Below are 11955 nucleotides of genomic sequence, written 5' to 3' on the forward strand. Positions count from 1 at the left end.
CACAACAATATGGAATAACAGGCAATGCAAAAAATGGATAGAAGCTGGTAATGATCAGTAGAGAAATGAGAAAAAGATCACAACTTTATCGTCAAGCCATCATAAGCTAACGCTATACCTTCGGGTAGCTCTGCCGAAACATCGACATGCTTACCCAAACGATGGCTAATGTGTGTAAAATAAGTGGTTTGCGCACCTATTTGCTTAGCCAGTGTTACGGCTTCATCCAAAGTAAAATGCGAAATATGCGGCTCCTTTTGCAAGGCATTAATTACCAGGATACGGCTGCCTTTTATTTTTTCCATTTCGGCAGGGGCTATGGTTTTTGCATCGGTAATGTATGTAAAATCCTTGATACGAAAGCCAAGTACGGGTAAGTGGTAGTGCATAACCTCTATAGGAGTTACTTCAACAGGGCCAATACTAAAAGGCTCGGGGCCTATAGTATGCATATGGAGCTGAGGTATGCCGGGGTATTTGTATGCGGCAAAAATATAGGCAAACTCGCGCTTTAAAGATTCTTGCACACGGGGCACGGCATAAATATCCATAGGAGCCTGCTGTATAAAGTTAAAGGCTCTGATGTCATCTAAACCTGCGGTATGGTCTTTATGCTCGTGAGTAAACACTACGGCATCCAGGTGTTTTACACCGGCACGCAGCATTTGGTAACGAAAATCGGGCCCCGAATCAATAGCGATCACTTTACCATCTGTTTCTATTAAAACAGAGGTACGCAGTCGCTTATCGTGCTTATTAGTAGAGGTACATACCTCGCACCCGCAGGCAATAACGGGTACGCCCTGCGATGTTCCGGTTCCTAAAAATGTAATGGTCACAGCTGCAGTTCAGTTTGTTTAATAGATTGAAAAAATGCCAGCTGCTTATCATCAAGTGTTTTTACATCAACTTCCAACTGCCTGATGAGTTCTGTTAACGACTGTATCTTGCTTTCCAAATTTGAAAACTTATTGACCACAATCATGCGGCTGTTTTGCAGCAGGCAGGCCCCGGTTTTAAAATTACCTTTTTCATAACGTACCTTGTAGCCGGAACACTTAAGTAAGTTTTCCAGTTTATCGAGCGTATGATTGGTATTGGTAAGCATTACATTCAAAAGTAATAAATCTATCGATTGTTGGTAAGCGTTTAAAATTTTATCTCACATTTGTAACATAACAACGCTGGTTTCCTCTTAATAGCGTATTGCACATTAAACCATATCATGAAAAAAACCACTACCGTTTTCCTTGGACTTTTAAGCTTTCTACTGTTTACCTGTACTCAAAATGCCTTGGCACAAAGCAAGGGTTTGCTTTGGCAAATAACCGGTAATAATATAAAAGAGCCCACTTACTTGTACGGCACCATACACATGTTCGATACCTCAATGTATCAAATTCCTCAACCAGTGCTTGCCAAGCTTACACAAACCAAACAAGTATATTTTGAGCTGGATTTTGGCAAGATCAATCCTATGGAAATGATGAAATATGCCTTGGTTAAAGACAGCACCGAGCGCTTGGATAAGCTGCTGGATTCGGCTTCGTTACAAAAGTTCAGGGCTATTGCCAAATCATCGGCCATGCTGCAAATGATGGGCGATAACATGTTTAGGTTAAAGCCCATATTTTTGACCACTATGCTGCTGAATAATGGAAAATCGGTAGCTATTGATATGGAAATGTATAACCGGGCCAAGCAGCTAAAAGATAGCATAGGCGGCATTGAAACCGTTGAGGAACAAATGGGTGCTATCAATGCATTATCGGCAGCCACTCAGGCTCAAATGGTGAAAGAAATGCTTAAAACTTACACCAACGCCGATGATGCCATTAAAAAGCTGACCGGTATTTATGTTAAACAGGAGACCAGCACTTTATTGGCCGAAATGAGTGACGGAGCACCAATGGATGCCGCTTTTAACGAAGCATTACTTATTAAACGCAACATCATTATGGCCAGCCGCATTGAGAAACTGGTTGGCCCCAAAAGCACCATGATAGCCGTTGGAGCCGGACATTTGGGAGGCGAACAAGGCCTAATTGCCTTATTGAAGAAAAAGGGCTATCACTTTAAAAATGTGCCTTTTACGTTTGTGAAAGCTCATTAATTTTTATTGCAACGCTATCGTACAACAACTGTACGAAAATGAACAGTAGAGTCATCCATAATTATACAACACCCTAAAAAACAACACCTTAAAGCGTGGCATAATATTATCGGCAAATTGGGTATAAATCTAATTGGCCGGTAGATCATGATCAGAAATTATTATAAAACTGCCTTACGGAGCTTACTAAAACACAAGGCATTCACCCTTATTAATATTTCGGGGCTGGCCATTGGTATCAGTGCGGCCATGATCATTTACCTGGTGGTGCAGTATGATTTCAGCTTTGATAAATTCCACCAAGATGGCGACCGAATTTACCGCATTGTATCTAATTTTAACTCAAAGGACCTGCTTGGTTATAACTCCGGCGTACCTGCACCTTTAGGGGAAAGTGTACGTGCCCAGGTAACGGGGCTTGAGCAGGCAGCACCGTTTTTTATCTTCGACCATGATGCACATATTAGTGTACCATCATCAGCCTCGAACCCCCTGTTACTCAAAAAGCAGAACCAGATCATTTTAGCCGATGATGCCTATTTCAAACTTATACGCTATCAATGGCTGGCTGGTTCACAAAAAAACGCATTGGCCAAACCTTACCAATTGGTGCTTACGGCAGCGCGGGCACAGCTTCTTTTTCCAGGTATTAACTCTGCCAATATTATAGGTAAACAGGTAATTTATAATGATAGCCTCAAGGTTACCGTATCTGGTATAGTTGCCGATCTTGATCAAAACACCGATTTTACTTTTCAGGATTTCATAAGCCTTTCATCAGCCGATCATAACCCCGGAATACAAGCCGATTATGCCAATAAAAACTGGAACAATACATCAGATGTAAACCAGTTATTTATCAAAATAAGTAAAGGCTCTTCTTTGGCTTCGGTTCAAAAACAAGTTAACGCAATTTACCAAAGTCATAGTGAGAACAGGGCTGGGTTTAAAAGCCAGATGTTTGCCTTGCAGCCTTTAAGCGATCTGCATTTTGATGCTAACTACGGCAACTTCAATCAGCGTATTGCCAATAGAAAAGTATTGTATAGCCTTTTGGGCGTAGCGGCATTTTTGTTGCTGTTGGGCTGTATTAATTTTATTAACCTAACTACTGCACAATCAGCCTTGCGGGCTAAAGAAATTGGCGTACGCAAAACTATTGGAGGCACCCGCAAGCAACTCATCAGTCAATTTTTAACCGAAACCTTTTTGCTTACTACTGTAGCTACACTGCTATCGGCAGTAATGGTATACTACCTGCTTAAGTTGTTTTCGGGCTTCATTCCAACAGGTATTACCTACTCAATGCTGTTTACACCCGGTACCGGTTTATTTATTATACTGTTGTTAGCTGGTATTACTTCACTTTCGGGCCTGTACCCGGCGCTGGTCATGTCGGCCTACCAGCCTGTACAAATTATTAAGAATCAGCGTACAGTGAGTGGCAAGGGCAACACTCAGTATTTACGCCAGGGCTTAACCGTTGTGCAGTTCGTTATTGCACAGGTATTCGTGATGGCTACCTTGCTGGTAAGCAATCAAATTTACTATTTGCTGCATAAAGACCTTGGGTTTGACAAAGATGCAAAGCTGTACTTACGCACACCTTATAGCCAGGTAAATACCAACCACCAAAACGTACTTCTAAATAAACTTAAGGCTATACCGCAAATTAGTTTAGTTAGTTTGGGTACCGATCCACCGTCTTCTCGGGGCACCATGTCTACACACATGACCTATAAAGATGGTAAGAAAGAAACAGAAAGCATTGTATATTTAAAGTTTGGAGACGAAAATTACTTTAAACTTTACGGTTTGCAGTTATTGGCCGGACGCAGCCCCGAAAAACGGGACACACTCAAACGCATTGTAATTAACGAAACGTTTTGCAAAGAACTGGGCTTTCGTAACCCGGCAAACGCGGTTGGCAAAATGCTTGGTTCTAACGATACCGGCAAACCCGTTGAAATTATTGGTGTGGTTAAAGATTTTCACCAGCTTTCGTTACATGCGCCTATTATGCCTTTGGCCTTGGGTTATGGTGATTCACCTTATCGAAATATGGTAGTACATATAGGCTTGGGCAAGCAAATGCAGGGATCTAGCAATTGGCATGAGGCAATTATGGAAATTGAAAAAGTCTGGAAGCAGGTGTATTCCCAAGAAGACTTTGAATATACCTTTCTTGATGAAAGTGTAGCCAGCTATTACACAAGCGAACAAAATACGGGTAAGTTGCTTAACTGGGCTACAGGTTTATCTGTATTCATAAGTTGCCTGGGTTTACTGGGGCTGGCCATACATACAACCACCCAACGTACTAAAGAAATAGGCATACGCAAGGTTATGGGAGCTACCATAGCGCAAATCGTATCTATGCTGAGCCTCGATTTTGTGAAGCTCATTATTTTGGCATTCATTATTGCGGCACCTATTGCCTGGTATGCTCTCAATCAATGGCTTCAAAATTTTGCTTATCATACCTCTATAAGCTTTTGGCTGTTTGCCGGAACCGTTGTTTCAACTGTTTTGATTGCCTTGTTAAGTATGAGTACCCAAACCTTGAAAGCTGCTATGGCCAACCCGGTTAAGAGCCTGCGTAGTGAATAATAATTAATTCTACAACGTCAGCTATTCAACCTAAAAAACACTTGTCATGATCAAAAACTATTTTAAAACTGCTTTCAGGAGCTTGTTAAAAAATAAAGCCTTTACGCTTATTAATATTATTGGGTTGGCCATAGGCATTAGCGCCGCCATAGTTATTTACATGGTGGTGCAATACGATTTTAGCTTTGATAAGTTTGAAAAGGATGGTGAGCGTGTTTACAGAGTAGTATCGGCTATTGCCTACCAAGGAGAGGTAAGCCATAATTCAGGCGTACCTATTCCCTTATATAAAGCCATCAATTCAGTAACAGGAATAGAGCAACCCGCTCCCTTCCGTATTTACAGTGAAGATGTACGCATTACAGTTCCGGCACCTAATACATCGCCCACAATATTTAAAAATCAGGAAAAGGTAATTATTTGTGACGAAGCTTATTTCAGGCTTTTTACCTATCAATGGCTTGCCGGGTCGGCCGCTACAGCATTTAACAATCCAAACCAAGTGGTGCTAACGCAAAGCCGTGCAAAGCTGTACTTTCCCAACCTCACGCCGCTACAAGTTATTGACAAGACGGTAATGTATGACGATTCGCTCAAAATGACGGTTTCGGGTATAGTAGCCGACATTAAAGAGAACACTGACTTGACATTTCACGATTTTATTAGTTTACACACTATTGATCACTTTCAAGTTCAACCCACAGGTGGTGATCTGGATGGAGGCTATCATGAGGATAGCTGGGGCAGTACCTCATCTTACAATCAACTGTTTATTAAACTAAAAGATCAAAGTTCGACTCAGCAAATCGAAGTTCAACTTAATGCCTTAATACTCCGCAACAAAAAAGACATTAATGCGGGTGAAACACACAAGTTTGTACTACAGCCTCTTAATGATATTCATTTCAACGCTGATTATGATAATTTTGGACAGCGGGTGGCTAACAAAAAGGTGCTCTTTAGTTTACTGGGCGTGGCTGCATTTATACTAATATTGGGCTGTATAAACTTTGTCAATTTAACCACAGCCCAATCGGCGCAACGCGCACGTGAAATAGGTGTGCGTAAAACTATTGGGGGCACACAACAACAGCTTATTGGACAATTTTTAACCGAAACCTTATTACTTACTATTGTTGCAGCCATTATTTCGGCGGCTTTATCTTATTACTTGCTAAAACTTTTTTCGGGCTTTATACCTGCCGGGGTTAGCTATGCACAAATGTTTACGGTCGAAATGCTTTGCTTTATCGTGATACTCATCATTACGGTATCGGTTATATCAGGGTTATATCCGGCGATAGTGATGTCTTCCTATCAACCGGTACAAGTTTTGAAAGGTGCAGGATTGGCAGGTGCAGGAAAAGTCGGTTCAGTAAATTTACGCAAATCGCTCACGGTGCTGCAGTTTGCAATTGCGCAGGTTTTTATTTTATTTACCCTGCTGGTAAGTAACCAAATACGTTACTTGTTGAATAAGGATTTAGGTTATAAAAAAGATGCCATACTTTACATCCGTACACCGCAAAATAGTGTGAAAAGTAATTTAAAACAGGTGTATTACGACAAGGTAAAAGCTATGCCACAGGTAGAGGCCGTAAGTATAGCCAGCGATGCTCCGTCGTCCCTAAACAGCCACTCTACAACATTTAAGTATAATAATGGTAAAACGCTGCGCGAAACCGACGTTGAACTTAAGTATGCCGACCCTAACTATATTAACGTTTACCAATTAAAATTACTGGCCGGCCGCAACCTACAGCAGCACGATAGCACTGGTGCCTATATTATTAACGAAACTTATCGCAAATTTTTAGGTTTTAACAGCCCGCAGCAAGCTATTGGTAAAATGGTAGAAGTTAATGATAAGCAAGAACCGATTATTGGGGTCGTGCCAGATTTTTATCAGAAGCCGTTACAGTATGCTTTGAAACCGGCAGCACTATGCTATACAGCAGGCAGCAGGCACATGCGTACCCTAAACATTGCTTTAAAGCCCGAAGTGCCGGGTTCTGACAACTGGAAAGCGGCCATAGCTAAAATGGAAGCCGCATGGCACGAGGTTTATCCTGAAGAAGAATTTGAATACCGCTTTGTTGATGAAAGTGTAGCCCGCTTTTACAAGGCAGAGCAGAACATTGGTAAATTACTGCAATGGGCTACTGGAATTTCAGTTTTGATCAGTTGCATGGGCTTACTGGGGCTGGCTATATTCACCACCAGCCAGCGGACTAAGGAAATAGGTATACGTAAGGTTATGGGAGCCAGTGTAACCCAGATCATAGCACTGTTAAGTACCAATTTTATAAAACTTATAGTAATAGCTTTTGCCATAGCAGCTCCTATTGCCTGGTACTTTTTACACCATTGGTTACAAGACTTTGCCTACCACACCACAATTAATCCTTGGATGTTTGCCATTACCATTTTAGCAACTATTTGTATAGCGCTGCTGACTATGAGCCTGCAAACTGTTAAGGCTGCCATGGCCAACCCGGTTAAGAGCCTGCGTAGCGAATGAAGTTGCAGGGGTTTATATTATGTGGAGCGGAGGTTTTCAAAACAGACAGCAATTTTGCGGGCAATCCCATAATTACCTCCGCTCCTTACAACTCCTAACCCTCGCACCTATCACAATCCCATATTCAACAGATCCTGAAAGCGTTGAACATATTGGCCAACGTGTACGCCATCCATTAAGGCATGATGCACATGAACAGACATGGCCATTATTTTTTGACCGTCCACATCGGTTATACGCCCGAAGCTGATCTTGGGTACACTTTCTTTATAACTGAACATGCGCGCATGCGATATAGAGGTAAAGTTGATCCAGGGCAAGGTAGAATAATGAATTACGTTTTGCCCTGAGGTTGAGGGCAATAGCTCGTTACTGCTTTGCACACGGCCTATTTCCTGCTCAGCACCTTCCAAAAATATCTGGAAAGATTCGTGATAATTAATGTAAGAAAACCCGAACGTTCCGTTGGGGCGGTTTATCGTGGCCGATGCATGAACATCGTCATAAACCATTACCTCACCATCTTCTATACGGTAACGGAAAGGTTCGGTAAGATTAGCTGCACCTAATGATTGATACAAGTAATAGATGAACAGAGAAACCCCGGCAGCTTTGGCATGCTCATAGGCAAGTGTTACATCAACGTTTACGGTAACGCCAAAATAGGGTTCTTCAAACTGATTGAAAAATTCAAAATGCTGCTTACGCGGCCAGGTTGCTAAGTCGAGCTTGTGTTTCATAATTATTATAATCTTTACGGTCCTGCTGTTGAGCAAAAACCGTCAGGGCTACAAAGATTTAGAAAATTACAGAACTTTTTAGCAGCCCTTAAATAATTGTAGCAGCGGCTTTCTCATGGTTATAGTATTCTTCCAACTCTTTCAACCTTGTTACCTGCGTAGGCCGTGGATTGATAAAGGTTCGTACTTTTTTTACCAGTGCGTAAGCATCATCATAAGTTAAACCAGTTTTTAGCAGATAAGCTATGGTCATGGTGGGCCCTCGCCCTAAGCCCTGCCTGCAATGAATGTAAACTTTTCCGCCGTTCTTTATTTCCTGGTCGACAAAATCAGCACCTTGGATTAATACTTCCATACTCGGAGAGGTATTGTCTTCAGTAGGCAAATGCAAATAATGAAAGCCTTCGTACTGCGCCTCGCTATATATTGAGTGCATGCGCATGTTAATGATAGCCGTTACGCCCAAGGCCTTCAACTTTTTTAAGCCCACCAAATTATACTGGCTTCCTAAAAAGAGGTTTGCCGTAATCTGGCTACGCTTAAGCATAGGCCTGCCTGCAATCAACCGGTAAAAATGATCGGTTGTTTGTTGTAAGAATATAATAACCAGTCTGATCCAGCTTTTAAGTTTATGCATTGGTTTTGGAATTTTGCGGCACTAATATTTTAATGGCCGCAGGAGCTACTTTAATGTTTAACACACGTGCAGTTTCTTCGTAATCATCGCAAATAAAATGCTGTTCGTGCTCGGTAGTTATGGTCACTTGTTTACACGACCAATGCTTGATGGCATCAGTGTCGTTTTGCAGCAGCGTGCTTCCCGCGACTTTTAGCAGTGAAACGAAATCAGTGTCTTTAAGCAATATAACATCAAGAAAGCCATCTGTAATACTGATGCCCGGCTGTAAATCAAAATCGCCTATACCTATATTACCCGAGTTTGTTACCGTTAGGGAAACACCGCTTTCTTCTATAAGCTGACCATCAATTTCGAGCCGGTATTTTATGGGTTCAGCATTGGCAATATTTTTAATGGCTGTTATTCCATAAGCCAGCTGACCGATGTTGTCTTTAAGGTTACGGTCTGTTTGCAATATCATATCGGCCATAATGCCCAAGTTAATGCGGAGCAAAAAAGGGCGATCATTCATCAGCCCCATGTCCATGGTCTTGAATGAGGCTTGCTCGCTAATCAACAATTGAATAGCTTCCTTTGTATCAATGGGTATGGCTAATTCCTTTGCCATTACGTTGGCGGTTCCACCGGGTATTACGGCCATTGGCATTGTCGTACCAAATATTGCGCTGGCTACCTCAGTTACGCAGCCATCGCCGCCGTATACGGCAATAAGATCGGTTTTGCCAATTAAAGTATGCGCAGTTTCGCCGGCACTTATGCCCCTTTTAGTAATCGTAACATCCCAGTTAGTGTCTGAATGATCAAGAACCTGGTTAATATAAGATAGGATAGGTTCTTCATTACCCGATGCAGGATTGATAATGAAATGAATATGCTTGAATTTCATGAAGATGCAGCTGGAATTGTTGTTATTGCTAAGCACAGCTTTACCTGTACATCATATACTTAAACGTTAACACTCGGTTCTGTCAATAGTTGAGCAGTAAGTATTAACATTGTGTAAAGTATATGGCACAACCAGATGTTAACGCATGAAAGGATGTTAAGAAAGCGACGTAACATTGTAGTTAGTTATAGCGCGATGTACTGCAGCACTTCCTGTATATGGGTTACACTCTTAAAATTATCATGCTCTACCTGGTTTTCCACCATTTCGTGCACCCAGGTAATATGGTAGGGTATGTGTATGGCGTGCCCACCAATATTAAGCACCGGCAAAATATCCGACTTTAAGGAGTTGCCCACCATTAATAATTCGTTGGGTTGGATATCGAGGTGTTTAACCAGTTTCTGGTAACTGGCGTCATCCTTTTCGGACATTACCTCTATGTGGTGAAAATATTGCAGCAGGTTTGACTTTTTCAGTTTGCGCTCCTGATCGAGCAGATCGCCCTTAGTGGCTACTACCAGCCTGTATTTATCTTGTAAAGATTGCAGCACCTGCTCTACGCCTTCCAATAGCTCAATGGGCTCGTTAAGTAGCTCCTTACCTAAAGCCAGTATCTTTTCTATGGCTTGAGTATTAATTTGTCCGTCCGTTATTCGCAACGCTGTTTCTATCATCGACAGTACAAAACCTTTTATACCATAACCGTAAAGCCCTAAATTGCCAATTTCAATTTTCAACAGTTCGCGCTCAATGTCATGAGTGGGCAAAAACTCACTAAAAAGGTTGCAAAACTTTTCTTCGGTGCGCCTGAAATAAGGTTCGTTTACCCAAAGCGTATCATCGGCATCAAAGGCAATAACTTTAATATTCATCATGAACAATTTGTTGGCAATATTAAGAAATACCCTTTATTTTTTGGTTAATGCTATGATAACTACTATAACGGAGTCAACTTTTATGAAAACATTGCTTTCCACAACTTATAAGAGTACCTTTGTATTGAAGGCATCATCTTGATGTTGTTGTTTTCATAAGTAAAATTAGATTAGGAACCGGATAGCGAGTATCCGGTTTCTTTATTTTTTAAGCAAGCGTGAATCAACTAGTAACTACTTAATTTCTTTTGCAAACCGGGCTTCCATATATTTCATAACCCGGGTAGCCGTTAATCCATGCAGTAAAATAGATAGCAGAATAGTGAACATTACTATCGTCCACAATTCGTCGGCATGTGGAAATTTAGCCTCTTTAAAAGCATAAGCCAAGTAAAATACAGAACCCATACCTCTGATACCAAAAAAACTGATCACCCATTTTTCAGTGGAGTGCACTTGATTGCATGATGCTAAACTTAAATACGAAGTAATGGGTCTGACCAATAATAAAAACATCAAAGAAAACATCACCATGGGCCAGGTTAACCCGCTTAGCACACCGCTTAGCAAACTCCCGCCAAACAAAATAAGCACAATAGCCAGCATAATGCGCTCGCTTTGGTCTGTAAAAGCATGCAGCTTATCATGATAGTTGTGGCCAACCTCATAATTCCTAAGTGTAAGGCCGGCTACAAAAACAGCTACAAAACCGTAACCATGCAATAATTCGGCAATGCCATAAACCATTAAAGTGAGCGATAATGCTACAAAACCGTCGCGGGTTTCCAGCACATTAAATTTATCGCTCATGGTAAACAGGATGTAGCCCAAAAGTTTGCCAATAAGGAAGCCAACAGCCAGGCCAACTACCATACGTAAAATCACATTGTAACCGAGCCATTCCCACAAATTAACATCAGCACTTCCACCCATATGGCATATAGCTATAGCCAGCAATACAAAGGGAAAGGCCAGGCTATCATTCATGCCGGCTTCGGCTGTTAGAGCAAATTTGGTTTCAAACTTTATGTTTTCATTAGGCGGCCCAACCTGCACGTCAGAAGCCAATACAGGATCTGTTGGGGCCAATACCGCACCCAGCAGCAACGCCGACGCGACACCTAGGTTAAAAAAAGCATACCCTAACAGAGATGCTACGGCTATACAACCCACCATGCCAATGGTTACCAGCCGTAAAGGACTTTGCCAGCTTTTCCACTTTAGCGGGCGGTCTATTTTTATAGCCGTACCCATGAGCGAAATAATGACCACCAGTTCGGTTAAGTGCCCGGTATAAGTAAGGTTTGTTTTAGGATTAGCGGCTGGCAGCAAATGTGGAAAAAGCAGGTAAATAAGCATACCGCCCAGTGTGTATAATATGGCATAAGAAACACCAGTGCGCTTAGTAAAAGCAGGCATCCAAGCCATGCCCAAGGCAGCTATACCAATTACGCTGATGATAACAATATATTGATCCATGTGTAAAATAAGGACTCACAACATTAAGCGTGAAAGGTAAACGGTAACTGTAATGACGCGCAATCAGAATTTTATATACCGATAGCTC

The 11955-nt window shown here is 41.7% G+C and carries 10 protein-coding genes; 3 read left to right on the forward strand and 7 right to left on the reverse strand.

The features are described 5' to 3' along the window. Positions 1-77: 77 nt before the first annotated feature. Positions 78-839: an MBL fold metallo-hydrolase gene (locus tag IEV61_RS11995; protein WP_188416968.1), complete on the reverse strand. Its 762-nt coding sequence runs from the start codon at positions 837-839 to the stop codon at positions 78-80. Then, the gene (locus IEV61_RS12000) at positions 836-1108 is read right to left on the reverse strand and encodes a hypothetical protein (RefSeq protein ID WP_188416969.1); all 273 of its coding nucleotides are present in this window, start codon (positions 1106-1108) and stop codon (positions 836-838) included. The genes IEV61_RS11995 and IEV61_RS12000 overlap by 4 nt, the downstream gene beginning before the upstream one ends. 117 nt (positions 1109-1225) lie before the next feature. Between IEV61_RS12000 and IEV61_RS12005 the strand changes: the two genes are divergently transcribed. From IEV61_RS12005 to IEV61_RS12015, 3 genes are all read left to right on the forward strand, one after another. Beyond that, the gene (locus IEV61_RS12005; RefSeq protein ID WP_188416971.1) at positions 1226-2113 is read left to right on the forward strand and encodes a TraB/GumN family protein; all 888 of its coding nucleotides are present in this window, start codon (positions 1226-1228) and stop codon (positions 2111-2113) included. A gap of 147 nt (positions 2114-2260) precedes the next feature. Then, a complete protein-coding gene (locus IEV61_RS12010; RefSeq protein WP_188416974.1) occupies positions 2261-4723 on the forward strand; it encodes an ABC transporter permease in 2463 nt (820 codons plus the stop codon). 46 nt (positions 4724-4769) lie between these two features. Next, a complete protein-coding gene (locus tag IEV61_RS12015; protein ID WP_188416976.1) occupies positions 4770-7244 on the forward strand; it encodes an ABC transporter permease in 2475 nt (824 codons plus the stop codon). 110 nt (positions 7245-7354) lie between these two features. Here IEV61_RS12015 and IEV61_RS12020 read toward each other — a convergent pair whose 3' ends face one another. The 5 genes from IEV61_RS12020 to IEV61_RS12040 form a co-directional block, all read right to left on the reverse strand. Continuing rightward, positions 7355-7984, reverse strand: coding sequence for a chloramphenicol acetyltransferase (locus IEV61_RS12020; protein ID WP_188416978.1), 630 nt, complete (start codon positions 7982-7984; stop codon positions 7355-7357). An 88-nt stretch (positions 7985-8072) separates the two neighbouring features. Next, a complete protein-coding gene (locus IEV61_RS12025; protein WP_188416980.1) occupies positions 8073-8621 on the reverse strand; it encodes a dual specificity protein phosphatase family protein in 549 nt (182 codons plus the stop codon). Beyond that, the gene (locus IEV61_RS12030) at positions 8614-9510 is read right to left on the reverse strand and encodes a diacylglycerol/lipid kinase family protein (protein WP_188416988.1); all 897 of its coding nucleotides are present in this window, start codon (positions 9508-9510) and stop codon (positions 8614-8616) included. The genes IEV61_RS12025 and IEV61_RS12030 overlap by 8 nt, the downstream gene beginning before the upstream one ends. Positions 9511-9695: 185 nt before the next feature. Continuing rightward, positions 9696-10388: an HAD family hydrolase gene (locus IEV61_RS12035; protein WP_229747119.1), complete on the reverse strand. Its 693-nt coding sequence runs from the start codon at positions 10386-10388 to the stop codon at positions 9696-9698. 234 nt (positions 10389-10622) lie between these two features. Next, on the reverse strand, positions 10623-11867 hold the full coding sequence (locus IEV61_RS12040; protein WP_188416990.1) for a cation:proton antiporter: 1245 nt from the start codon (positions 11865-11867) through the stop codon (positions 10623-10625). Positions 11868-11955: the final 88 nt, after the last annotated feature.

Origin of the sequence: Mucilaginibacter galii, assembly GCF_014635825.1 — a bacterium.
GTDB classification, from domain to species: Bacteria; Bacteroidota; Bacteroidia; order Sphingobacteriales; family Sphingobacteriaceae; genus Mucilaginibacter; species Mucilaginibacter galii.

Coding starts and splice junctions, on each gene's coding strand:
- IEV61_RS12020 (WP_188416978.1), bottom strand. CDS start 7,984: ATGAAACACAAGCTCGACTTAGCAACCTGGCCGCGTAAGCAGCATTTT.
- IEV61_RS12035 (WP_229747119.1), bottom strand. CDS start 10,388: ATGATGAATATTAAAGTTATTGCCTTTGATGCCGATGATACGCTTTGG.
- IEV61_RS12010 (WP_188416974.1), top strand. CDS start 2,261: ATGATCAGAAATTATTATAAAACTGCCTTACGGAGCTTACTAAAACAC.
- IEV61_RS12000 (WP_188416969.1), bottom strand. CDS start 1,108: ATGCTTACCAATACCAATCATACGCTCGATAAACTGGAAAACTTACTT.
- IEV61_RS12015 (WP_188416976.1), top strand. CDS start 4,770: ATGATCAAAAACTATTTTAAAACTGCTTTCAGGAGCTTGTTAAAAAAT.
- IEV61_RS12025 (WP_188416980.1), bottom strand. CDS start 8,621: ATGCATAAACTTAAAAGCTGGATCAGACTGGTTATTATATTCTTACAA.
- IEV61_RS12040 (WP_188416990.1), bottom strand. CDS start 11,867: ATGGATCAATATATTGTTATCATCAGCGTAATTGGTATAGCTGCCTTG.
- IEV61_RS12005 (WP_188416971.1), top strand. CDS start 1,226: ATGAAAAAAACCACTACCGTTTTCCTTGGACTTTTAAGCTTTCTACTG.
- IEV61_RS12030 (WP_188416988.1), bottom strand. CDS start 9,510: ATGAAATTCAAGCATATTCATTTCATTATCAATCCTGCATCGGGTAAT.